Here is a 22,091-nt window from a genome sequence, read left to right on the forward strand (position 1 = left end):
TCACACCCAGCCCGATTCCCGCAAGTCCGGCGGCGCGCCCGCCACCCGCTCGCCCTTGGCCGCCTCGCCCAGCATTTCCAGAAAGCGCCGCTGCGTCGCGGTCGGGCGCCAGCTGCGTCGCGTCGTGATCCCCACCACTCGCTTGCTGTCCTCCAGCGGCGGACCGACCTGTGTCAGCAGCCCGCTGCGGATCTGCAACGCCACCTGATCGGGCGACAGCAGGGTCAGGAAATTCCCCTCCGTCAACAACCGCCCGATGATCATCACCGACCCGCACTCTACCGGCGTGGCCGGTACCTTGCCTTGCCCGAACAGCTTTTCCCACTGTTCGCGCAACGGCGAATTGGCGGGCGCGACGATCCAGGGATAGCTCGCCAGCTGTTCCATCGTCGGCTTGGCCACCTGGGCCAGCGGATGCTGGCTCCCCGCCGCGATCACCAGCCGATCCTCCGACAAGGGCAATTGGTACAGGTCGGCAATCTCGAACGGCCGCAGCGCGCCGACCACCATGTCGATCACCCCGTCACGCAGCGGCTCGACCAGTTCGCGCCAGCTTCCCTCCAGCACCTTGAACGCCGCGCGCGGATCGCTCCGCGCCATTCGCGCCATCGCAGCGGGCACCAGATAAGGCCGCGCCAATGGCAGCGCGCCGAACGCGATCAGTTCGCTCCCGCTCCCGCTATCGCGACCGATGTCCGCCAGCGCCGCGACAATCTCCGCCACTGCCAGCCTTGTGCCCCGCGCCAGCCTTTTGCCCGCCGGATTGAGCCACACCGCCCGCCCCCGCCGCTCGACCAGCTTCCCGCCGATCATCTGCTCCAGGTCGCCGACCGCGCGATGCACCGCGGTCTGCGACAGGGTGCTGCCGTGCGCCGCCGCCGCGAAACTCCCCGCCTCCGCCAGCGCCAGGAAGGCACGCAGCTGCGTCATCGTCATTAGCCGCTCAGGATAGTGGAACACGCCCGACAAGCCCTTGGCCGCCTGCGACAGATGATCCAAAGCTGCCCGCGCCCGCTCGATGACGATCTCGCCCATGGGCGTCGGCACCATGCCGCCCGATCGCCGCTCGAAAAACGTATAGCCAAATTGCCGTTCCAGCTTGGCCAGCCCCTGCGTCAGCGCCGGTTGCGACAGGCTGACCACATCGGCGGCGGCGGTGATGCTGCCATGTTCGCGGATCGCCAGCAGCGCGCGCAGGTGGCGCAGATTAAGGTCGAACGGATCGGTCGCCATGCCGCTTACTCTTGTTACCCTCTACCCGCGCGCTGTGGTGTCATCGGGCGGCCCCATCCTTAAAGGACAACTGCCCCAAAGGACAGCGGCCCCTTGCCCCGATCAGCCGAAATTCTAATGGACTGACCATTACTGCAATGGTAGGACCATTAGCGAGAGGTGCGCACGGCGCCCCACGGATTCGGATAAGAAGGAGGCACAAGATGGACTTTGAACTGCCCGACGACATCAAGGAATTTTGCGACGTCACCCGCGCCATCGTGCGCGACCTGCTCCCTTATGAAGCGGAATTTCAGGCCACCGGCAAAGTCCCGCCGATCGTGCGGCAAACGCTGGTCGACAATGGCTATTTCGGCCTGTCGCTGCCGGAAGAATATGGTGGCCTGGGCCTGGGCGCACTCGCGCAGGCGGCGGTGCAGATGGAACTCGCCCGCCTTCCCCCCCAATTCTGGACCGAATTGCGCCCGCTCATGGGTCCGGGCGCGCGCAACATCGTCTATCATGCGTCGGAAGCACAAAAGCAGCAGCTGATCCCCGGCATGGTTTCGGGCGAAATCGGCATCGCCTTTGCCCTGACCGAACCCAATAGCGGGTCCGATCCGGGGTCGATGCGCACCACAGCGACCCGCAACGCCGACGGCTGGGTCATCAACGGCTCCAAAACCTATATTTCCAACGGCAAGAACGCCAAATATGTGATCGTCTATGCCTATACCGACAAGGCAGCGGGGCCGCGCAGCGGCATTTCCGCCTTCCTGATGCCAGCCGACACGCCCGGCTTTGCCGTCACCGGCACGATTGAGTTGATGGGCACCGCAACGCCCGGCGTCTATGAACTGAGCTTCGATGAATGCCAGTTACCGCCCGAAGCCCTGATCGGCGAAGAAGGGCGCGGCTTCCACTATGCGCTGGAAGGCCTGAACGAGGGCCGCATGAATGTCGGCGCGACCGCCGTCGGCATGGGCGAATATGCGCTGGAACTGGCGATCGCGGAATCGAAACAGCGCCCAGCCTTTGGCGGCGTCATTTCGGACTTCCAGGCGATCCGCCACTATATCGCCACCATGGCCACCGACATGCGCGCTGCCCGCCTCATCCTGTTCGACGCTTGCTGGCGTTACGACCAGGGTGAGAAAAAGCGTGAGCTGGCGTCCATGGCCAAGCTGTTCGCCACCGAAGCCGGCAGCCGGACGGTCGACACGGCGGTCCAAATCTTCGGCGGTTCAGGCTATTGCCGGGGCTTTGCAGTCGAGCGGCTGTATCGCGACATTCGCATCACGCGGATTTACGAGGGATCGTCGGAGATTCAGAAGAACACGATTGCGCGGGAGTTGTTGCGGTGACAAGTGTGGGAGCGGGAGTGATGCAGACCGCTTCCGCCTAATGTCTGGTTTGCGCCATTTCCTGACATTTGATGGTCGACAGCGGCGTCCGGAAAGCCGACGGTCGCCTATACCAAAGTGTTGCTTTTGGCGAAGCCTGTAAAATATGCGCACAGCTGGGATCGGCAATTTGCGATACTATTGGCATTCGATCGTGTCCCAGACGGTGGTGTGGTGTAGCTGGGGTCGATCACCCGCGCGTTCCGGCGTCAGCCTTAGCCGATCATGTCCCGGGCACTGCCAAGCGCACGATGATCGAATCATCGCCGAGCGACGCCATCGTTTCAAGCGTCATGTAGCGCGCCCGCTGGACCGCCCACTCATCGCTTTATTCCATGAGGATGGCACCCATGATTCTGGTGATGGCGGGTCGTTGGGGAAGATGCCGACGACCTCTGTCCTGCGCTTGATCTCGCCGTTGAGTCTCTCGATAGGATTCGTGCAGTGAAGCTTTGTGCGATGTTCCTTGAGGAAAGTCATGTAGGCAAGCACGTCGGGTTCGGCGTCGTCCATCAGGGTGGTCAGCTTGGGTAGTTTGGGTCGCACCTGATCGGCCACAGAACGCCACTGCTGGCTTGCCGCTTCGGGCGTTTCCTACGCGAAGGCGGTGGCGATAGACGCGGAGACGACGCGCCTGCCACTCTTGCCGGCATGGGCCAAGGGATTGCGCATGAAGTGGACGCGGCAGCGCTGCCAGGTGGCACACAGCAGCTTGGAGACGGCCGCCTTGATGCCTTCGTGGGCGTCGGAGATGACCCGTTTCACGCCGCGCAGGCCCCGTGCGCAGGAATGCTGTCCAGAAAGGTTCCGCTTCTGAATGGCCAATGTCCATGCCCAGCACCTGCCGGCGGCCGTCGCTGTCGACGCCGACCGCAACGATCACGGCGACCTAGACGATCCGCCCGTTCTGGCGGACCTTCACATAGGTGGCGTCGATCCACAGATACGGCCAGTCCCCCTCGATCGGCCGGTGGAGTAAGGCGTGAACACGCTCGTCGATATCTTCGCAAAGCCGACTCACTTGGCTCTTGGAGATGCCATCCATGCCCAAGGCTTTGACCAGATCATCGACCGAGCGGGCCGAGATGCCCTAGATATAGGCTTCCTGAATGACGGCGGAGAGAGCCCTCCGCCATCCGGCGCGGTTCGAGGAAGCCCGGAAAGTCGCTGCCTTTCCTGAGCTTGGGAATGCGCAGCTCTACCGTTCCGGCGCGGGTCTTCCAGTCGCGCTCGTGGTGACCATTGCGCTGGACGAGCCGGGAGGGCGACTTCTCGCCGTATGGCACACCGGTCAGGCCACCAACCTCCATCTCCGTCAATCGTTCGGCGGCAAACGAGATCATGTCGCGCAAAATATCGGCGTCGGGGGGCTTTTCCACCAGTGAACGCAGGTGAATCATGGAATCGGTCATCGTGGTTCCTTCCGCAGGTTCGAGCTTCGCGACCCAAACCTATCCGGAAATCATGGTGACCACCTCAACACCCAGCTACACCACCACATGGGACGATCCACGGGTCACGCCTGATCAGCTCATAGGTAGCTATGACCGCCGGCTCCGGGCCTTCGACAACCTCAAGAAATCGACGACCGCCTACCTCCAGCAATCCCGTCCGGTCCGCATCGGAATTCGCCTTGCGGCATCTTTTCGGCAAGTTTGCACGTGCGTAAGGAGTTTTGTGCTTACGGAGCCTGCAAGGCACCGTCTTCGGCCTTCTTCGCAACCTTGTTTGATCCTGAGTTGTTGTAGTTCCACAAACCGAGGAGATCGCTATGGGAACTAATAATCACACCCTGAAACAGCACATGTGGGAAAAGCTTGATAAAGGCCCGTTTATCATGGTCGGCCTTGCCGACGGAAGCGTTACCCACTCGGAACCGCTGACCGCGCAGCTCGACAAGGATCAGGTCGATACAATCTGGTTTTTTATCGGCAAAGACAATCGCCTCTCAACGGGTGGAGTCGCGATGGCCCAGTTTGTCTCGAAGGGACAAGATTTCTTTGCTTCCCTATCTGGGAAAGTGGCTATCGATAACGACCCGGCAATGATCGAGAAACTTTGGTCCAAGCCTGTCGAGGCCTGGTTCCCCGGTGGGAAGTCCGACCCAAATCTGGCACTGCTCCGCTTTAACATCGATGAAGCGGAGCTGTGGGAGGCTGACATGTCTCTAACGGGGAAACTAAAGATGCTCTTTGGCGGAAAGATTGAGGCCGACGAAGAGGGCAGCCACGCCGTGGTGTCCAACACGATCGTTTAGGCCTGCGATTACAGGTCGGCGGGATTCGCTCGCCGACCTGTATGCGCAACTCGTTGCCGTCCGGCTGCTCATTCTCATCTCCCGGAAGCAGCCATTCGTTCAGATTTGACTGGCCCATCAGGTAAGGGAAATCTGCCGGTCGACCGCTGACCAAAATGCGACCTTCAATTTTGCTGATGACCTCTTCAGAAATGGATATGCTGCCGCGTATCATTCAGCAGGGCGCAACATTTTTGATGTTCGAGAGGACCATTAGACGGGAGAACAGACGCGCACCCTGTTGGCACTTCACCTCCAAGGGATGATGGCTAGTTCGCCATTGGGCAGCGTATTCGCCCTCGATCTCACGGGCTTACAAACACCAGATATTACTGCCTGGACATCTTGGGTTGTGGGACGCGTCGCCGCAATAGGCGCATTGAAGATGCTTTCGCACGAAGTTGCCGAAGTGAAGTCGATGCGAACTTATCCTGATTTCCTGAGGATGGGTAATGGCGGTGTGATTTTAGAGAGGATCATCGCCGCAGCCATTGCCCAGAGTTTTCGCCATCTTAGCTTGGAAACAGGAAGCTGGGCGGCATTTGATACTGCGCTCACTTTAGTAAGGGCGGCGAGAGTTCACAAACGGGGCGGCCTTCAGCGGCTACGAGCACGGCGACTTCAACAATTTCTCCACCTCGACCTTGTTCGTCCGAACGTCAGCGCTCGATAAACCTCAGTTTCAAAGCCATCCTTTCGCTTCCCCCCCCCCCCCCCCCCCGCAATTTATTGGCGCTAAGGAAGCAGCGAGTCGCGCCGATGCTGCCGACCTCGCTGGATAACCGACAGCATTTCGAAGGGATGATGTGGATCAACCGGACAGTCTCGCAATGGCGACACCTGCCAGACCGAGATGGCAAGTGGAAATGTGTTTTTCGCTGCTATCGGCGTTAGATGACGACTGGCATGTTTGAGGCCTGCTTGAAACGCTTGCCGAAATGGTGGAGCGAGATGCCCGCGCCGATATGATCGAAAGCACCGTCGTCCGGGCACATCATTGTGCAATCGGCATAAAAAAGGGACTCGCGAAACCGAGGCGTTTGGCCCATCGCGCGGCAGCTTCAGCACTAAACTCCACGCGCGGTGTGACGCCAAAGGCCGCCCGCTCGGCTTCGTTCTACGCCAGGACAGGTCCACGATTTTCAAGCAGTCGGTCCGCTGTTTCGCATGATCACCGACAAGATCGAGACGCTACTGGCCAACAAAGGGTATGATGCCGACGCCCTCCGTGAAGAGTTGGAGAACGCTGAAGTTGAAATCGTCATCCTGGCCAAGAGCAACCGACGCGAACCCATCCCCCAAGACCGCGAAAATTACCGCTGGCGCAACCTCGTCGAGCGCCTGTTCAACAAACTCAACGACTGGCGGCGTATCGCCACGCGTTACGACAAGACCAAAAATTTCAACCTCGGCTTCGTCAGCCTCGTGGCAGTTCTGCAATGGATACTGTTTGTCCACGAAACCTAGCTGTATTTGCAAGCAAACATAGGGTATGAAAATATAAACAAGCGACAAGGGTTCTCGTGAAAGGTCTGAATTTGACCCAAAAACCCTATGTTGTGACTCGAGAGGATTTAAATATGACAACTGCCGCAAGCAGAGACAAGAAGCTGCATTATGATCTAACAAATGTTGGACTAAGGGCCCAAGCCACAGCGGCAGGTTTAGTGCAGCTTTGTGTCGAATTGCGGCGCGCAGGCATCATCGATAACGATGCTTTGGACCGGATTAAAATCTCAATAGCAGACGAGATTGTTGTTTGTGCGCCTCGTCCGGTAGACAGGTCAGGTTATCGGCGAGACATACGGGATCGGCTTGATCGGTTGTTTGCGGGCCTAGAGCGCCTTGGCTCTGGTGACGAGCTTAATCCCAGTGCGACAGACTAAGCGGCGAGTTCCAGCGTCGCGTCTGGCCCAATGCGCAACATGTGGAAAGTGCACATCTGGAAGGTGGTCAAAAATAGAGGGTTCTCCAACACGCATACCGCGCTTTCATATGATCCCAGGGGGGCAGGCCTGCCCAGGAAATGGCAAACCAGCTATAATTCAGAATCCTTGACAACAAGTTTGGTATCAGATCGAGACTGACGGGGTTTAGGAAAGAAACGTCCAGTTCGGAACGGCCGATTATGATCGACGGTTGACCGACAGCTTTACAGGGTGGCGCTACTGTGAATCTGTGTTTAAATAATGTACAGGCACCCAGTAAAAAATTTTTGGTTAAAGCAGGCTGCCTTTGGCAGCGATTTTTAAGGCCTTAATAGACAGGCGATACTTTAGATAAACTAGTCCCATGGCGTAGGAGACAGATAGTGCAGGGTATGGGTGACGGCAGTTGTCCGTTCAATTTCAACACCGATCCAACGAGTTTCAAGGTCGGCGACAGCGTGAGTTACCGCGTGACCGGCAGCCTGGAGGGCTTTCCGTTCGCGGGCGCCTGTTGGAAGTGCATAACGATCATGTCGTGCTGACGTCCGACGTCGAGGACAAGGCGAGCCGTATGCGAGCAACCCGGGAGGGGCGGCCTGTTGTCCTCGAACACGATGTATGTTGACTGGACATAGCAGTTTTGCGGAAGGTGCGGATGAGACTGTCAGTATTTCCATGTGTGGGTGGGCGGTTGATCTGCAGGCCGCCATGGCTCTGATGACACGTTGGCCGAAGATCACGGCAAATTGTGCCTTCGCCCTGATCCACTCACGTGGCGGCATCTTCCACTCTTTCTCCGACCGATTCAAGGTGAGATAGAGCAGCTTGGTGGCGGCCCGTCGCTCGGGAAGTTTCCCCTTACCCTGACAGCCCGCCTGAGTTTCGAGTTCAAAGCTTCGATCGCGTTCGTGGTGTAGATGATCCGGCGGACCTCGTCAGTGAACGAAAAAAAAGGGATCACATCGCCCCACCCGCGCCGACAGCTCTGGCCGATGGCGGGATAGCGCTACCCCAACGGCGTGAACTTCGCAGCCTTTGCAGCGGGGCTGGTCAGCCCAGGTCGCCACGTGCCCGCAGCGCCGCAACCGCGTCCGCGCTGATGCCCAGCGCGCCGAGCACGGCCGCGCCATCCTCGCCTAGCCGCGCGACATGATCCCGCGCCTCGGCCCGCGATCCGCTCATGCGGAAGGGCGGGTTGGGCACTTTGAAGGCACCCGCGCCGTCATGCATCTGCGCAAAGGCTCCGCGCGCCGCCAGTTGCGGATCGTCCAGCAACTCGCCAATCTCGCGATAGCGAGCGCAGGGCACGCCATGGCGCGACAGGATCGCCTCGGCCTCCGCCGCGCTGCGCTCCAACGTCCATATTTCGGTCAGCGCCAGCAAGGTCGCCCAATTGGCATTGCGGTCCGCATTGGTCAGGAAGCGCGGATCGTCGCGCCATTCGGGATGGCCGACCGCGTCCGACAATTGCTCGAAATTGCGCGGACTGGTCGCGCGACCATGATGAAGCCGTCATTGGTCTTCAGCGGCGTATAGAGCGGCCGCCGCGCGTCGCCGGGAAATTGCGCCTCCTGCGTTTCGAACACCAGCATGCCGACCATCGCCTCCAGCATCGACAGGTCGATATGCTGCCCCTGCCCCGTCCGCTCCCGCTGATACAGCGCCGCCTGGATCGCGCCGAACGCATGGGTGCCACCCAGCACGTCGGCGATGAAGATGCCGCTGGTCGCGGGCCGGTCTGACCCGTCCTGATAGCGCAGGTTCACCATGTCGAATCCGCTGGCAGCATGGATCACCGGCGCATAGGCCGGGAACAGCGCCTTAGGCCCGGTCTGACCATAGCCGGAGATCGAGCAATAGATGAGCCGCGGATTGATCGCCGCCAGCGCCGAGAAATCAAGCCGAAGCGTGCCATGACGCCCGGCCGGAAATTTTCCACCAGCACGTCGCAGGTGGCGACCAGTTGCTTTATAAGGTCGATAATGGCAGGCGATTTGAGGTTGCAAGCGATCGACTGCTTGCCCGCGTTCAGATTGCCGAAATAGGCGCTATGGCCATCCCGCTTGGGCGGCCGCGCACGGACCTGATCGCCCTCAAGCGATTCCACCTTGATCACCTCCGCGCCAAGGTCTGCGAGCATCCGGGTGGCGAACGGCCCAGCCATGACGCTGGTGAAATCCAGCACTCGCACGCCGTCCAGCGCGCCCGCCATCATTATCTTGCCATCATCCGCCATGCCGCACCTACCTATAAAGCCATATATTCAATGGTCCTACCTATTGCATGGCAAAGATGGCGCGGTCAATCAGCCCTTGACGGCGGCCTTGCTGTTCTTGCGGACATGGCGATGCACCCGCTCCAGATGCTTGCGCATTTCCGCGACGGCCGCCTCCTCATCCTTCGCCCGCAAATGCCGCACCAGCTTGAACCGGGATTCGATCAACGAATGCTGTAAAGTTTCATAGTCCGGCCCCCGCACAAATTCGTGCAGGATCGCCGACAGCGAATCCACGAAGATACCGAAAATGCGGTTCTTGGTTGCCCGCGCCAGCACGGCATAATATTCCACCGCACAGGCATAACGCGCCTCCACGCTGGTTTCCCGCTTGGTCCGCTCGGCAATCGCCTCCAGTTCCGCGAGGTCGGTCTCCGTGGCGCGCGCGCACGCCAGGCGGACGATGATATCCTGCAACGCCAGCCGCGCCTCGGTCAGTTCGCCCAGCGAAATATCGCCCAGATGGACATAATCCTGCATCGCCTGCACGATCCGGTCCGGCTCGGCGGTCTGCACGAACGCCCCGCCCTTCGCGCCCTTCACATTGCGGATGATCCCCGCAACCTCCAGACTGCGCAGCGCCTCCCGCAACGCGCTGCGACTGACCTGAAATTCGACCGCCAATTCCCGTTCGGCAGGCAGCTTGTCCCCAGCCTTGAGCGTACCCGACGCCAGCTGCTCACGGATCTGTTCACAGATCACTTCGAATGCGCGCCGCGTCTTGATAGGGGCGAAACTGGGTTTGGGGGACGGGGACGATGCCATAGGGTGCGCTCCGATAGGAATGCGCAAATGTATAGCCGACGCCCAGAAAGGCGCAATGGCCGGACCGAACAGGATTGACAGACGTCTACCATCCTTTAATGGTCCGACCATTATAAAGATGGAGCAAGTCATGAAGATCCTTGTGCCCGTGAAGCGGGTCATTGATTATAATGTGAAGCCGCGGGTGAAAGCGGACGGCACGGGCGTCGATCTGGCGAACGTCAAGATGAGCATGAACCCGTTTGACGAAATCGCCGTCGAAGAAGCTATCCGCCTGAAGGAAAAGGGCGTGGCGACTGAGGTGATCGCGGTGTCCATTGGTGTGGCCAAAGCGCAGGAAACGCTGCGGACGTCGCTGGCGATGGGCTGCGATCGGGCGATCCTGATCCAGACCGACGATGAAGTCGAGCCGCTGGGCGTGGCGAAATTGCTCGCCAAGGTGCAGGAAGAAGAAGGCGCTGGCCTGATCATCCTGGGCAAGCAGGCGATCGACGATGACAGCAACCAGACCGGCCAGATGCTGGCGGCGCTGCTGAACCTGCCCCAAGGCACGTTTGCGTCGAAGGTCGAGGTCGAAGGCGACAGCGTGTCGGTGACGCGCGAAGTCGATGGCGGGCTGGAAACGGTGAAGCTGTCGACCCCGGCGATCATCACCACCGACCTGCGCCTGAACGAGCCGCGCTACGCATCGCTGCCCAACATCATGAAGGCCAAGTCCAAGCCGCTCGCGCAGAAGACGCCAGCCGATTATGGCGTGGATATTGGCGCACGGCTGGAGACGTTGAAGGTGGTTGAACCGCCCAAGCGCACCGCTGGCGTCAAAGTCGCCGATGTCGATGAACTGGTTGCCAAGCTCAAGGCCATGGGAGTTGCCGCATGAAGACGCTTGTATGGGTTGAACATGAGGGCGGCGCGGTCAAGGACGCGACGCTTTCGGCCATCACCGCCGCTGCGAAGCTGGGCGAAGTGCATCTGCTGGTTGCTGGCGAAGGCGTCGATGGCGTTGCCGCCGAAGCCGCCAAGATCTCCGGCGTGGGCAAGGTGCATGTCGCTGACGATGCCGCCTATGGCCATGCGCTCGCCGAGAATATCGCGCCGCTGGTTGTCGAACTGATGGGGCATCATGACGCCTTCATCGCGCCCGCCACAAGCAACGGCAAGAATATCGCGCCGCGCGTCGCGGCCCTGCTCGACGTGATGCAGATCAGCGATATCCTGTCGGTTGAAAGTGAAGACACGTTCACGCGGCCAATCTATGCGGGCAATGCGATTGCCACGGTCAAGAGCAAGGACGCCAAGAAGGTCATCACCGTCCGCGGTACGGCGTTCGAGAAGGCGGCTCGCGAAGGTGGTTCGGGGACGGTGGAAGCGGTGGCTTCGACCGGGGACAAGGCGCTGTCGTCCTTTGTCGGTGCCGAGATCGTCAAGCTGGRGCGGCCGGAACTGACCAGTGCGAAGATCATCGTGTCGGGTGGCCGGGCGCTCAAGGATGGGCCGACGTTCGAGGAAGTCATCTATCCGCTCGCCGACAAGCTGGGCGCTGCGGTCGGGGCCAGCCGGGCGGCGGTCGATGCGGGCTATGTCCCCAACGACTATCAGGTCGGGCAGACCGGTAAGATCGTTGCGCCGGAAGTCTATGTGGCGATCGGTATTTCCGGGGCGATCCAGCATTTGGCGGGGATGAAGGACAGCAAGACCATCATCGCCATCAACAAGGATGAGGATGCGCCGATCTTCCAGGTCGCGGATATCGGTCTGGTGGGCGATCTGTTCAAGATCGTGCCGGAACTGACCAGCAAACTCTAAGAGCTGGGCAAGATACAAAAAAGGGCGCGGACCATGTGGTCCGCGCCCTTTTTTTGTTCGTTGTCGTCGGCGGGGTTATTCGCAGTTGACGTCGTTCTTGTCGATGGCTCGACCGGCCAGAGCGCCAGCGCCGCCGCCAAGGATGGTGCCGAGCGTCTTGGAGCCGCCGGGGGCGATGACGTTGCCGAGCACGCCGCCGGCCAGAGCACCGACGATCGTGCCGGTGGTGCCGTCGTCGCGCTTGCAATAATAGCGGCCGTCGCGGTCGCGGTAGATTTGGTCGTTGTCGCGCAGGACGCGGCGTTGACCGCGGGGCGGGCCGCGACGGTCGCTGGGACGGTCGTAGCCGTAGCCGCCGCCGCCATAATTGTCCGTCGCACAGGCGGCGAGTGGCAGCATGCTGAGGATTGCAGCGGCGAGAATGGGTTTGCGCATGGGGTGGCTCCTTCTTGGGATGGCCGGGCAGATGAAGTGGCCGCCCGTCCGAGCCGCTAGAGGGAGCGGCGGCTCAGGACGGACGGCAACCGGCGGCGAACGGGGGTGAGCGGCCGCCGGTATCCTGAAAAAATCAGTTGAAGTTGGTCGCCGATGCCACCGAAGGGCTGGTCATGGCAGGGGTGGTCGGCGTGCGCGACGCGTCGGCGGTCTTGTCGGCGAGTTCCGCCTTGGCATCGCCGTAGCGGGCGACCAGGTCGTCCTTGAACTCGGTCAGCTTGCCGTCGTCATACAGCTTCTTGCCGACATAACCTGCGATGGCGCCGAAAATCAGAGTGCGGATCATGGTATACTCCTTGGGGATGGGGTTCGCCAGTCATAACCGGCGGCGGCCCAAGGAGTTCCGCTTCAATGCGGATTGGCAGGACGGGGGATTGTCAGGCGGCGTCGAGCACGGCCTTGTCGCGACGGGCGCGGCCCGCGTCGGTCAGATCCTGGCGGCCGGCCATGGCGAGCCATGCGGCTTCAGCGCGCAGGCAGCGGTCGCGGACATTGTTGAGGGTGGCGGCGTCGGCGTCGGTGCGCGCTTGGCAGCGAGGGTGCGGTAATCAGGGGCGGCCATGTCGGGTCTCCTCTTGGGGAAAGGGAAAGTGGGGCGGGCGCGGCGCTCTTTTGCAAAGCGCCGCGCCCGATCCGAAGGCCGTCTGAATTACTCGGCGTGCGAGATATTCACCGCAGCATCTTGCCGCGCTTGTCCTGCTCCAGGTCATAGGACACGCGGTCCTTTTCACGCAGGGTAGCCAGGCCAGCACGCTCGACGGCGCTGATGTGAACGAACGCGTCCGCGCCGCCATTGTCGGGGGCGATGAAGCCATAGCCCTTGTCGGCGTTGAAGAACTTGACGACGCCAGTGATGCTGCTCATAAATTATTCCTTCTTTGCTGTCGGCGAACCCCGTGTGGACGCGCCGGGTTGCTAAGGGGCAGGGAAAGAAGGAAGTAAGGTGCCGCAAAGCGCCAAAAACCGTCGATTTGCGACTGTAGCCCCCCTTATGTAGGGCAAGGCGCAGCAAAAAGCAAATGGCGTGCGCGCGGCCCAGCCGATGGCCCCTTTCGTGCGATCGCAAATGCCGCGCGACTGGCCCCAAACGCGCCGCGTTCAGCCCGATGCGGCGGCGCTGGCGGTGCCGAAATAGGCGTCCCGGGCGCGGGCGGCGGCTTCCTCATAGGGGCGGCGATCGGCGGCGACGCGGGCGTTGACGGCATCCTCCTCCTCCGGCGTCAGGTCACGCTCATAGGCGTCGATCTCATAGACGCTGTCGCTTTCCTCGCCAACGAAGCCGGGCGGAGGGGGATAATCGGTGCGCCATTGTTCGAGAAATTCATCCCACCAGATGCCGCGCAGGTGGGTGACGGCCTCTTCGGGCGGCAGGGTGGTGAGGTCCAGCTCCGGTTCGCGGGGCGGATCGGGCGGAAGTTCACACCGTTCCTGGAAGGCGGAAAAGGGCGGATACGCGGCCTTGGCGGTGCCGGTCATCAGCGTCATGCGCGCGGCGACGAACAAAGCGGCGGAGGCACCGGGTGACAGCGCGGTGGCGGCGGTTTCGACCGCTTCGGGCGTGGCGGGGCTGGTGCCGTCGAGCAGGCGGGCATCGTCCATGTCGCGCGCCATCGTTTCGGCACCGGGGCGGGGCAGGCCGAGCTGGTCGGCCTCCGCCTGCGCCTCGTCGGCCGGGCAAAGCATGTCGAGATAGGCGGCGAAATCCTGCGCGACGACGCGGGCGAGCGCGGCGTCGCTGCCCGGTGTCGGGCAATCGGCCATGCGATCGAGCCGGGCGAGCATCGACATGGCGAGGCGATTGTCGTGGCGGTGGCGGGTGACTTCGAAATTATCCTCATCTTTGCGGATGGTTTCGGTCTGGCCGACGATGGCGCGGGCCATCAGATCATCGGCGAGGCGCGCGCGGGCGATGAGGATCGCCGCGTCCCAGCCCAGGCGAAAGGCCGCGCCGTCCTGACGAATGCGCAGATTATAGGCCGAGCGCGCCGTGATGCGGACCGCTTCGCACGCGAGGCGGATGACGCCGGTGGCCGCGAGGGTTTCGAGAAAGCGGCGTTGGCGCGCGGGGGACCAGCCATCGGCGCGGGTTTCGGGCGACGGGGTGAGGGTGGGGAAGTGGTACGACATGATTGCGCGCGCTCCGGCAGTGGGGTTTGCGGCAAGGGTAGGCAGAAAGGGGGGATGTAGGAAAGAACAAAATGGGAACGGGCGGCTCAGGTGATCACAATGCGCATGCGTGGTCATTTCAAAGCAAATGCCAAAATGAATGCAATTGATGAGGACTTAACCAAAATGATTGCTATAACCGAAACGATATCAAATAGTGTTCTTTTCCATATCAGTCTGGCTGACGGAGAAACAAAATGCAGGGACCTCGGAAATTTGGTGCTTTAACAATAATGATAGCCTGTCTGACAGGTACATTGTTCACTGTCCCGGCCATGGGACAACCACAGGGCGGAGCGCCGACCGCACCAACGACAAAATCTGAAGGCGAGCCAGAAGACAACAGTGAGGCGCCGAAATTGAACGATGAGGTGCGGTTGCTGCCGTTCACTGTCACATCAAAGGCGTCAGGTGGACCAATTCAGACAGATTGGTATACGAGGCTGGTTGTCGAGAATGCTTTGTCGGGTGGATCGATTGAGACGAAGAAACTCTCATATGCCAAGAGAAAATGGTATTCTCGTCTCGGAATTGCGAAGAAATACAGTGCGACGGTGTCTTTGAAAGCCGATGCGGCCCGATTTTCTGCAACAACGCCACTTTTAAGTCGTGAATATGAAAGTTCGCGAAAAAAAGGAGAGAATTTCTCGCGTTCCATCAACTATGACAGTCTAGACTTTCCGCTGTTTCTGGTTGGGAGCGATTCCCGCAATGGCGTAGGGCGTTTCAAGCTGACTGTTGACGTTTCCGAAGAAACCGATCTCGATATCGCGACCCATTCGCTGGCGCTCGTCACCAAGGCCCTCAATGCTGTTGCACCAACGTCGGGCGTTTTGACGTCTTTGTCCGAGCAAAGCAGCAAGGATGTGGCGGAAGCATTAGATAAGGCGATTGGCTCTCTCTACGCAACCAGTATCAAGGAAGCAGTGGATTTCGACATCGATCTGAAAAACGGCGGCGTGTACACTATAGAGATATATGGCCCTCGTTTTGAAGTAAACGAGACCTATGCATCGGTACTGATTGGCAAATGGACGATCAAATTCGCCGATGCCCGCCCGTCGATCTTTTCCACAAAACGGAACGAAAGGGAAGCTATCGCCGAAGCGCAGGCAAAATATCCCGCCATTTTGTCGTACGAGCTGGTCAACAAACTGGGCGAATATGCCAGCATCGGAGGGTATCTTAAACAGCAGGATTGGTGGGCCAGCGACCTGACCAAGCTGAGCGATGACAAAACGGACCGGGCCGCCTTCTGCAGGAAGATCCGTAGTGCAATAGCGACCCTGGGGCTCAATGATCTGGACGGCCGCCTGATCACGCAGGCGGCGCTGCATTCCGAAAATGTGCCATCCGACATCGCGGCGAAGATTGATCTGTCCGCATTTCCTGACTGTATGGCGTCCTGAGGCAGGATCAGGTGTTGATTTGAGCTTTGGCAGAATTTCGCGTTATCTGAGGTGGCATTTCCGTGTCTATCGGAAGCGCATCAGGCGGCTTGCACGACCGTATGATCGACGGCTCGTGCGCCATACGCCAGGCAGGCATGGACGTCTTCACGGGTGAGATAGGGGAAGTCGGCCAGCAGTTCCTCGATCGCGACGGAAGAGGCCAGCGCGTCAAGCACGTCGCTGACGCGCATCCGGGTTCCAGCGACGATGGGTCGTCCGCCGCAGACATTGGGGTCGATGACGATGCGTGTGGCCATGGGCGGATTATGTGGGGGAGGGGGGGCAAGTCGCTCAACGGGCGCTGTCTTTCTGCTCCCGCTGACGCATTTAGTAAACAGCCACCGTTCGGTGCGCAAATGCAATAAGCCGAGCGTTGGGGACCTGGTTGGAGCCGCAATGGGAACAGACGGGGGCATCGACAGATGGGGCATGCGGTTGGTTAAGGTACGATAAATTATCGCGGCAAGCTTCCCGATTGCAAGATATTAAAAATCCTAGTTAGTCTATTTCCTCCGCATCCATGCCTTGCTACGTCGCATCATGGTCAACTGGGTTTCTCCGCAATTTTCTAAGAGCCTGATCCGAAACTAAGTTGAGTGGTATCAGCGGGTTAGCTTGACGCTAGCCCTGGCCATTGATTCAGGTGGTTTTGCGAAGACTACCGGAGATCAACGATGTGGACCGACACCACTCGGGCGCAGTATGCCCGTGCGGACTTGGCTTTGCCAAGCGATTTGACCGATAACGAATGGGCTTTGCTGGAGCCGTTTCTGCCGCCGCCATCGCATGTGGGCCGCCCGCGCAAGTGGCCGCTCAGGCGGATTGTCGAGGCGATCCTGTATTTGCTGCGCGGGGGCCTGCCGTGGCGGATGCTGCCGCCGTGCTTTCCGCCGGTCTCGACGGTGCGGCGCTGGTTCTACCTTTGGCGGGACAACCGGCTCTGGTTGTCACTCAATCATGCCCTGTTGCTGATAGGGCGCGAGGTAACCGGGCGCGAGGCCTCGCCCAGTGCCGGGGTGATCGACAGTCAGACTGCCAAAACCACGGAATCCGGCGGTCCTTGCGGCTATGATGCGGGCAAGAAGATCAAGGGCCGCAAGCGCCATATCCTGACCGATACCGAGGGCAATCTGGTCCACGCCGTGATCCACACCGCCGACATCCAGGACCGCGACGGTGCGCCGCTGGTGCTGGCCGAGATCATCCGCCGCTTCCCGTGGCTGCGCCATGTGTTCGCTGATGGCGGCTATGCGGGCGACAAGCTCCGGCAGGCGCTGCGCCGGATCGGCAAATGGACCATCGAAATCGTCAAACGGTCCGATACGGCCAAGGGCTTCGCGGTCATCCCGCGCCGTTGGGTCGTTGAGCGCACGCTGGCATGGCTCAACCGCAACCGCCGTCTCGCCAAGGACTTCGAGCAAACCATCGCATCGGCAACCGCATGGCTGTTCATCGCATCGATCCAGCTCTTCGCCCGCCGCATCGCAAGGCTATGAAAATACACCGCATAATTATGAATCAGGCTCTAAGAGCCGCGTCAATCGGGCTGGCAAAGCCATTGGTGAAGGCAAGGCTACCGCAGAAGATATTGAGGTTATGGAAAATTGGCGTGCATCACACGCTTATGTCCTCAATACTTTTCAGGCTACGCTGAGGAAAAGAACAAAAAATAGCCTTGCTGTTGTTGGGACACGCTTGAAGCGGCGTCCCACAATCGAAAACAAGGTGAGGAGATTCCCTGACATGCAACTAGCTGGACACCCGCAAAAACTCTGGCGGATTTAGGTTATTCGTGATTCATTGATTGGGCAGCCATTGGAGGTGACGAGCCATGGACCCCAAGTCTCTTTTCAGCCTGAACGACCATCTTGAGATGCTGAGCTGCCACGGCGATCCGCTTGAGATCCTGGAACGGACAGTGGATTTTGAGTATTTCCGGGTCTGGCTGGTCGAGGGACTGGGTTATGGCGATGGCAGCAAGGGCGGTCGCCCGCCGTTCGATCCCGTTGCCATGTTTAAAATCTTGATCCTGCAGACCCAGCATAATCTGTCCGATGCGCGGATGGAGTATATGATCCGGGACCGGCTCAGCTGGATGCGGTTTCTGGGCTTTGCGCTGGGTGACCGCACCCCCGACGAGAATACGATCCGGCACTTTCGCAACCGGATGACGGAGACCGGGACGCTCAAGCGGGTGATGAAGGCCTTCGACTGGCAACTGCACAAGAAGGGCTACATCCCTATGTCGGGCCAGATCATCGATGCCAGCCTGGTGCCAGCGCCCAAGCAGCGCAACACCGATGACGAACGGCAGGCCATCAAGGATGGAAAGTCGGCGCAGGATATATGGCCCGATGATCCGGCCAAGGCGGCACAGAAGGACACCGATGCGCGCTGGACGCTCAAGATCGGCGGGAAGGTGCGCTACAAGGATGGCAAGCCTCTACCGATGATTGCCTTGCCGGTGTTCGGATATAAAAGCCATATCAGCATCGACCGCCGGTACGGGTTCATTCGCGCCGGGGAGGTCACATCGGCGGCCCACGCCGATGGGCGCATGTTACGTCATGTGATCGCGGAAAATAGCAGCAGCGAGGTCTGGGCCGACACTGCATACCGCTCCAGAACGAACGAAATATGGCTGGCCGATCGCATGCTGACCAGTCGCATCCACCGGCGAAAACCCAAAGGAAAGTCCATGCCCAAGGCCACCGCCCGCGCCAATGCCGCAAAGTCGGCGATCCGGGCTAGGATTGAGCATGTGTTTGCGCATCAGAAAAACCGGTTCGGGCTATTTATCCGCACCATCGGCATCAAGCGGGCCGAGGCGAAACTCACACTGGCTAATCTGGCCTATAACTTCGACCGCCTGATCTTCCATGAACGACGCGCCGTCACAGCATGAGTCTGCCCTGAACCCCGGAAAAGGTCATGAAATGTCCCATCCGGCGACCGAAAAGCCGCCCGCCAAAGCGCCCTGTGCCCCGGTCATGCCGCCATTACCCCAACGGAAGCATCAAAGTGCCGGTTTTTGCGGGTGTCCAGCTATCTAACCATTATGGCGGACGCGGAACAGGAATTGGCTTTGTTGCATCTGCTGGCCCCGGTCGCGCGCGGCTGGCGGCAGATGGGCGATGCCGCGCTGGCGCAGTTCGGCGTGTCGAGCAGCGCGGGATGGTGCCTGATGCATCTGAGCCGATTGGCCGAGCCGCCCCGGCAGGCGGAATTGGCGCTGTTGCTGGATATCAGCCCGCCGTCGCTGGTGCGGACGCTGGACCAGTTGCAGATCGCCGGGTGGATCGAGCGGATCGCCGACCCTGATGATAAACGGTCCAATCGGCTGGCGCTGACGGACGCGGGCAAGGCGCTTGCGGAAAAGATCGCGGCGCGGCTTGCGGAACTGCGCGCGGGGTTGCTCAGCGGATTGCCCGATGGCGCGGTCGAGGTCGGGGTCGAGTTGTTGGGGTTGCTCAGTTTACGGATGGCGGAGCAGCGGGCTGGGGTGGAGTGACCTCACCGTTTCGCCTCGGTTTTGGGTTGGGAGATGGGTCCCCGCTTTCGCGGGGATGACGGAGCGGTGGGGCGTTCTTACTATGAAAAAGGCCCGCCAGTCAGGGGACGGGCGGGCCATTCTATCAGCGCGGAGGAGCGATCAATATTGGATCGTTACCGTTACCGCGCGGCGGTTTTGCGCCCAGGAGGTTTCGTCCGAGCCAAGCGCGGCGGGGCGTTCCTTGCCATAGCTGACCGTGGTGATGCGGCCCGAATCGATGCCCAGCGAAGCCAGATAGTTTTTCGCGGCGTTGGCGCGGCGTTCGCCGAGCGCGATATTATAGTCGCGGGTGCCGCGTTCGTCGGCATGGCCCTCGATCGTGACGCGGACGGCGGGGTTCTGTTGCAGCCAGGCGGCCTGGCTCTGCAGCGTCGCCTGATCCTGCGCATCGATGTCATATTCGTTGAGCGCGAAGAGGATGCGGTCGGACGCGACCGAGGCGACGAAATCTTCCTGGCTACCCTTGACCGGGCCGGTCGGCGTCATCGGGCCGCTGGGCATGCTGGTGTCGGTGCCGCCGGGGGCGGGGGGGAGTTCGGCCGGCGGCTTTTTCGAGCAGGCGGCGAGCGCGATGATGGCGGTGGCCATCAAAAGGGTGCGGGACATTTTCATTGCGTGTCTCCTTGTTTCAGCGCGACCTGCGCCCGGATCGGGACGCGGGCAGGCTCCGTGAAGTTCGTTACGCTGTCAAGACGAATGGGTTCCATGCCGGACAGGTGGGAAGGGCGATAATCAGGGCAGCAATGGCCCCCAGGCGGGATCGGAGCCGCTGAGCGGCGTGGGGATGCGCCGTTCGTTGACGCCGGTCAGATCGACCTGCCACACTTGGCTGGCCCCTTGACGACCGGGCGTGGTGCGGAAGAATTGCAGTACGCGGCCATTGGGCGACCAGGTCGGCTGTTCATCCTGCCAGCCATTGGTCAGGATCCGCTCATTGTCGCCGCTGGGCGTCATGACCGCGATCTTGAAGTCGCCCGCCAATTTGGTGAAGGCGATGAGATCGCCGCGCGGGCTCCATTCGGGCGTCGCATAGCGGCCGCCGCCATGGCTGATGCGGCGCTGGTTCGAGCCATCGGCGTTCATGACATAGAGCTGCTGCCCGCCCGACCGATCGCTTTCGAACACGATCCTGGAGCCATCGGGCGAATAGCTGCCGCCGACATCGATGCCGGGCGAGGTGGTGAGGCGCACCGGCGTCCCGCCATTGGCGCCGATGCGATAAATGTCGGTATTGCCCGCCACTGCCATCGAGAAGAGGATGTTGCGGCCATCGGGCGACCAGCGCGGCGCGAAGGTCGGGTTGTTGCTTTCGGTCACCAGACGCTGCTGCCCGGCCCCGATGTCATAGACATAGAGGCGCACCCGGCTGCCCAGATAGCTGACATAGAGGATGGATTTATAATCGGGCGAGAAGCGCGGGGTGAGCGCCATCGACTGGCCATTGGTGATGAAGCGGTGATTGGCCCCGTCCGAATCCATGATGGCGAGGCGTTTGACGCGATTCCCCTTCGGCCCGCTTTCGGCGATATAGGCGATGCGGCTGTCGAAGAAGGGGCTTTCGCCCGACAGGCGGGCATAGATGGCGTCGGCGCATTTATGCGCAGCGCGCCGCCAGTCGCGCGGCGCGACTACATAGCCTGACGGGTGAGTTCCTGCTTGAGCGCGACGTCGTAGAGGTAACAGCCGACGGTGATGTCGGCCTCGCCGCCGCTGGTGCGAACGAAGCCCTGGACCAGCGCCTGATAGGCGCCCCATTTGTCGAACTGAGGGAAGGTGACTTCGGCAAAGGGGATGACCGGCAGGCCGCCCGGACCCGATGGGTCGAACAGGCCCGAGCCCTTGAGGTCGGACGCGATGACTTCGGCGATCTTGCGGCCCAGTTCGGTGGCGGACCCGGCGGGTGTCGCGACCTCCTGCTGCGCGGGCATGGGCGGCACCGCGACTTTGACATTGCTGTCGATCTCGCCGGTGACATCGACCGACAGCTGGGCGTGGGCGGGCAGGGCGGTGAAGGCGAGCAGCGCGGCGGTCGCCAACTGCAGGCGGCGGAGCAGGGTGGGTTTCATCGGTTCAGCCTCGCGTCAAAGCGGAGTGGCCGGAGCCATTTCCATTGGTCGTAAAATTCGGGTGGCATGTTGCGGAAGGGGGAAGCGAGCTTCACCGCCTGGATCGCGCGTTCGGCGTGGAGCTTGGCCTGCGGCCGGTTGCTGGCGGTGACGCCGAGCTGGTCGATCACCTGGGGCGTGCCGATGACCGCGCCGCTCTTGTCGAGCCGCACTTCGAGCAGGGTGACGAGCTTGTCGGCGTCGGTGCCGGAGGGCGGACGCCAGTGCGGCTTCAACTGGCGGCGCAATTCGGCGTCGAGCGCCGATTTCTGCGCTGCGCCCATGGCGGCGGCGGGCGCGGGGGCAGGGGGACGACGCGGCGCGTCGGCGCTGGTGTCGATCCCTTTTAGGAAATCCTTGCCCAGCAGCGAGCCTTTGGGCTTGTCCGCCTTGCCCTGGCCGGAGGCGCGGGCGTCGGCCTTGGGCTTGGCGGTGGGCTTGGTCGATGCCTTGGTGGCGGGCTTCGACGGCTTGGACGCTGCCTTGGGCTTGGCGGGGGTGGCCTTGGCCTTGGGCGCAGGCTTTTCGGGCGCGGCCTTGGGCTTGGGCTTCGCCTTGGCGACGTCCTTCTTGGCGGGCGCAGGCTTGGGCTTGGCGGGCGCGGGTTTCGCGACCTCCTTGGGCGGGGTCGGTTTG

At 61.0% G+C, this 22,091-nt stretch carries 20 protein-coding genes and 7 pseudogenes; 13 read left to right on the forward strand and 14 right to left on the reverse strand.

Features of this window, described 5'->3' with window-relative positions; genetic code table 11:
- Window positions 1-1,233, reverse strand: a complete 1,233-nt coding sequence (locus BF95_RS01155; protein WP_043148724.1) for a LysR family transcriptional regulator — start codon at window positions 1,231-1,233, stop codon at window positions 1-3.
- A gap of 203 nt (window positions 1,234-1,436) precedes the next feature.
- Between BF95_RS01155 and BF95_RS01160 the strand changes: the two genes are divergently transcribed.
- Entirely contained in the window at window positions 1,437-2,576 is a 1,140-nt protein-coding gene (locus tag BF95_RS01160) for an acyl-CoA dehydrogenase family protein (protein ID WP_051519802.1), read from the forward strand.
- A gap of 262 nt (window positions 2,577-2,838) precedes the next feature.
- On the opposite strand, the pseudogene BF95_RS25980 reads toward BF95_RS01160, so the two are convergent.
- Together BF95_RS25980 and BF95_RS25985 are read right to left on the reverse strand one after the other, a co-directional pair.
- Window positions 2,839-4,027: pseudogene (locus BF95_RS25980) on the reverse strand (IS256 family transposase).
- Window positions 4,028-4,091: 64 nt separating this feature from the next.
- Complete coding sequence (locus BF95_RS25985) at window positions 4,092-4,316, reverse strand: BLUF domain-containing protein (RefSeq protein WP_152542512.1); 225 nt, start codon at window positions 4,314-4,316, stop codon at window positions 4,092-4,094.
- Between the two features lie 70 nt (window positions 4,317-4,386).
- Between BF95_RS25985 and BF95_RS01175 the strand changes: the two genes are divergently transcribed.
- The 5 genes and pseudogenes from BF95_RS01175 (at window position 4,387) to BF95_RS01185 (ending at window position 7,464) form a co-directional block, all read left to right on the forward strand.
- A complete protein-coding gene (locus BF95_RS01175) occupies window positions 4,387-4,872 on the forward strand; it encodes a pyridoxamine 5'-phosphate oxidase family protein (protein WP_043148726.1) in 486 nt (161 codons plus the stop codon).
- Window positions 4,873-5,191: 319 nt separating this feature from the next.
- Window positions 5,192-5,584, forward strand: coding sequence for a GNAT family N-acetyltransferase (locus BF95_RS25990; RefSeq protein ID WP_200866861.1), 393 nt, complete (start codon window positions 5,192-5,194; stop codon window positions 5,582-5,584).
- Between the two features lie 86 nt (window positions 5,585-5,670).
- Complete coding sequence (locus BF95_RS30900; RefSeq protein ID WP_081764292.1) at window positions 5,671-5,805, forward strand: transposase; 135 nt, start codon at window positions 5,671-5,673, stop codon at window positions 5,803-5,805.
- A 231-nt stretch (window positions 5,806-6,036) separates the two neighbouring features.
- Window positions 6,037-6,378, forward strand: a pseudogene (locus tag BF95_RS26000) (transposase); the annotation flags it as partial.
- A gap of 844 nt (window positions 6,379-7,222) precedes the next feature.
- Window positions 7,223-7,464 (forward strand): annotated as a pseudogene (locus BF95_RS01185) (hypothetical protein).
- Between the two features lie 76 nt (window positions 7,465-7,540).
- Here BF95_RS01185 and BF95_RS26010 read toward each other — a convergent pair.
- The 3 genes and pseudogenes from BF95_RS26010 to BF95_RS01195 form a co-directional block, all read right to left on the reverse strand.
- Window positions 7,541-7,845: pseudogene (locus BF95_RS26010) on the reverse strand (transposase); the annotation flags it as partial.
- Between the two features lie 44 nt (window positions 7,846-7,889).
- Window positions 7,890-9,075, reverse strand: a pseudogene (locus BF95_RS01190) (CaiB/BaiF CoA transferase family protein).
- Between the two features lie 69 nt (window positions 9,076-9,144).
- Entirely contained in the window at window positions 9,145-9,879 is a 735-nt protein-coding gene (locus tag BF95_RS01195) for a FadR/GntR family transcriptional regulator (protein WP_043148728.1), read from the reverse strand.
- A gap of 130 nt (window positions 9,880-10,009) precedes the next feature.
- Here BF95_RS01195 and BF95_RS01200 point away from each other — a divergent pair, with 130 nt between their 5' ends.
- A complete protein-coding gene (locus BF95_RS01200; RefSeq protein ID WP_043148729.1) occupies window positions 10,010-10,759 on the forward strand; it encodes an electron transfer flavoprotein subunit beta/FixA family protein in 750 nt (249 codons plus the stop codon).
- Entirely contained in the window at window positions 10,756-11,685 is a 930-nt protein-coding gene (locus BF95_RS01205; protein ID WP_043148731.1) for an electron transfer flavoprotein subunit alpha/FixB family protein, read from the forward strand. The genes BF95_RS01200 and BF95_RS01205 overlap by 4 nt, the downstream gene beginning before the upstream one ends.
- 75 nt (window positions 11,686-11,760) lie before the next feature.
- On the opposite strand, the gene BF95_RS01210 is transcribed toward BF95_RS01205, so the two are convergent.
- Together BF95_RS01210 and BF95_RS01215 are read right to left on the reverse strand one after the other, a co-directional pair.
- The gene (locus BF95_RS01210) at window positions 11,761-12,120 is read right to left on the reverse strand and encodes a glycine zipper 2TM domain-containing protein (protein ID WP_043148732.1); all 360 of its coding nucleotides are present in this window, start codon (window positions 12,118-12,120) and stop codon (window positions 11,761-11,763) included.
- Between the two features lie 133 nt (window positions 12,121-12,253).
- Window positions 12,254-12,466 carry a hypothetical protein gene (locus BF95_RS01215; protein ID WP_043148733.1) on the reverse strand — a complete coding sequence of 71 codons (213 nt, stop codon included), beginning with the start codon at window positions 12,464-12,466 and terminating at the stop codon, window positions 12,254-12,256.
- On the opposite strand from BF95_RS01215, the gene BF95_RS28135 reads away from it, so the two are divergent.
- Window positions 12,465-12,728 carry a hypothetical protein gene (locus BF95_RS28135; protein ID WP_200866862.1) on the forward strand — a complete coding sequence of 88 codons (264 nt, stop codon included), beginning with the start codon at window positions 12,465-12,467 and terminating at the stop codon, window positions 12,726-12,728. The genes BF95_RS01215 and BF95_RS28135 overlap by 2 nt on opposite strands.
- Before the next feature lie 101 nt (window positions 12,729-12,829).
- Here the strand turns inward: BF95_RS28135 and BF95_RS01225 are convergent.
- Window positions 12,830-13,044: pseudogene (locus BF95_RS01225) on the reverse strand (cold-shock protein).
- Between the two features lie 234 nt (window positions 13,045-13,278).
- A complete protein-coding gene (locus BF95_RS01230; protein WP_043148737.1) occupies window positions 13,279-14,307 on the reverse strand; it encodes a hypothetical protein in 1,029 nt (342 codons plus the stop codon).
- Window positions 14,308-14,543: 236 nt separating this feature from the next.
- Between BF95_RS01230 and BF95_RS01235 the strand changes: the two genes are divergently transcribed.
- Window positions 14,544-15,755 (forward strand): hypothetical protein, encoded by a 1,212-nt coding sequence (locus BF95_RS01235; RefSeq protein WP_152542514.1) that lies wholly within the window; start codon window positions 14,544-14,546, stop codon window positions 15,753-15,755.
- A gap of 80 nt (window positions 15,756-15,835) precedes the next feature.
- Here BF95_RS01235 and BF95_RS01240 read toward each other — a convergent pair whose 3' ends face one another.
- Window positions 15,836-16,054 carry a DUF433 domain-containing protein gene (locus BF95_RS01240; RefSeq protein WP_043148739.1) on the reverse strand — a complete coding sequence of 73 codons (219 nt, stop codon included), beginning with the start codon at window positions 16,052-16,054 and terminating at the stop codon, window positions 15,836-15,838.
- 417 nt (window positions 16,055-16,471) lie between these two features.
- On the opposite strand from BF95_RS01240, the gene BF95_RS01245 reads away from it, so the two are divergent.
- The 3 genes from BF95_RS01245 to BF95_RS01255 all read left to right on the forward strand — a co-directional run bounded on the left by BF95_RS01245 (window position 16,472) and on the right by BF95_RS01255 (window position 19,308).
- The gene (locus BF95_RS01245) at window positions 16,472-17,293 is read left to right on the forward strand and encodes an IS5 family transposase (RefSeq protein ID WP_043148740.1); all 822 of its coding nucleotides are present in this window, start codon (window positions 16,472-16,474) and stop codon (window positions 17,291-17,293) included.
- Between the two features lie 335 nt (window positions 17,294-17,628).
- Window positions 17,629-18,702 carry an IS5 family transposase gene (locus BF95_RS01250; protein WP_043148743.1) on the forward strand — a complete coding sequence of 358 codons (1,074 nt, stop codon included), beginning with the start codon at window positions 17,629-17,631 and terminating at the stop codon, window positions 18,700-18,702.
- A 153-nt stretch (window positions 18,703-18,855) separates the two neighbouring features.
- Window positions 18,856-19,308: a MarR family winged helix-turn-helix transcriptional regulator gene (locus tag BF95_RS01255; protein WP_043148744.1), complete on the forward strand. Its 453-nt coding sequence runs from the start codon at window positions 18,856-18,858 to the stop codon at window positions 19,306-19,308.
- A 141-nt stretch (window positions 19,309-19,449) separates the two neighbouring features.
- On the opposite strand, the gene pal is transcribed toward BF95_RS01255, so the two are convergent.
- The 3 genes and pseudogenes from pal to BF95_RS01270 all read right to left on the reverse strand — a co-directional run.
- Window positions 19,450-19,962, reverse strand: coding sequence for a peptidoglycan-associated lipoprotein Pal (gene pal, locus BF95_RS01260; RefSeq protein WP_043148745.1), 513 nt, complete (start codon window positions 19,960-19,962; stop codon window positions 19,450-19,452).
- A 120-nt stretch (window positions 19,963-20,082) separates the two neighbouring features.
- Window positions 20,083-21,416: pseudogene (tolB, locus tag BF95_RS01265) on the reverse strand (Tol-Pal system beta propeller repeat protein TolB).
- Window positions 21,413-22,091: hypothetical protein (locus BF95_RS01270; protein ID WP_043148746.1), on the reverse strand; the 679-nt coding region annotated here is incomplete at its 5' end. The gene BF95_RS01270 and the pseudogene tolB, both read right to left, overlap by 4 nt.

Source organism: Sphingobium sp. Ant17, assembly GCF_000588875.1.
Taxonomy (GTDB): Bacteria; Pseudomonadota; Alphaproteobacteria; order Sphingomonadales; family Sphingomonadaceae; genus Sphingobium.

Coding starts and splice junctions, on each gene's coding strand:
- BF95_RS30900 (WP_081764292.1), top strand. CDS start 5,671: ATGCTGCCGACCTCGCTGGATAACCGACAGCATTTCGAAGGGATGATG.
- pal (WP_043148745.1), bottom strand. CDS start 19,962: ATGAAAATGTCCCGCACCCTTTTGATGGCCACCGCCATCATCGCGCTC.
- BF95_RS01195 (WP_043148728.1), bottom strand. CDS start 9,879: ATGGCATCGTCCCCGTCCCCCAAACCCAGTTTCGCCCCTATCAAGACG.
- BF95_RS01245 (WP_043148740.1), top strand. CDS start 16,472: ATGTGGACCGACACCACTCGGGCGCAGTATGCCCGTGCGGACTTGGCT.
- BF95_RS01250 (WP_043148743.1), top strand. CDS start 17,629: ATGGACCCCAAGTCTCTTTTCAGCCTGAACGACCATCTTGAGATGCTG.
- BF95_RS01230 (WP_043148737.1), bottom strand. CDS start 14,307: ATGTCGTACCACTTCCCCACCCTCACCCCGTCGCCCGAAACCCGCGCC.
- BF95_RS01200 (WP_043148729.1), top strand. CDS start 10,010: ATGAAGATCCTTGTGCCCGTGAAGCGGGTCATTGATTATAATGTGAAG.
- BF95_RS01160 (WP_051519802.1), top strand. CDS start 1,437: ATGGACTTTGAACTGCCCGACGACATCAAGGAATTTTGCGACGTCACC.
- BF95_RS01210 (WP_043148732.1), bottom strand. CDS start 12,120: ATGCGCAAACCCATTCTCGCCGCTGCAATCCTCAGCATGCTGCCACTC.
- BF95_RS01215 (WP_043148733.1), bottom strand. CDS start 12,466: ATGATCCGCACTCTGATTTTCGGCGCCATCGCAGGTTATGTCGGCAAG.
- BF95_RS01240 (WP_043148739.1), bottom strand. CDS start 16,054: ATGGCCACACGCATCGTCATCGACCCCAATGTCTGCGGCGGACGACCC.
- BF95_RS28135 (WP_200866862.1), top strand. CDS start 12,465: ATGGTATACTCCTTGGGGATGGGGTTCGCCAGTCATAACCGGCGGCGG.
- BF95_RS01155 (WP_043148724.1), bottom strand. CDS start 1,233: ATGGCGACCGATCCGTTCGACCTTAATCTGCGCCACCTGCGCGCGCTG.
- BF95_RS01255 (WP_043148744.1), top strand. CDS start 18,856: ATGGCGGACGCGGAACAGGAATTGGCTTTGTTGCATCTGCTGGCCCCG.
- BF95_RS01175 (WP_043148726.1), top strand. CDS start 4,387: ATGGGAACTAATAATCACACCCTGAAACAGCACATGTGGGAAAAGCTT.
- BF95_RS01235 (WP_152542514.1), top strand. CDS start 14,544: ATGCAGGGACCTCGGAAATTTGGTGCTTTAACAATAATGATAGCCTGT.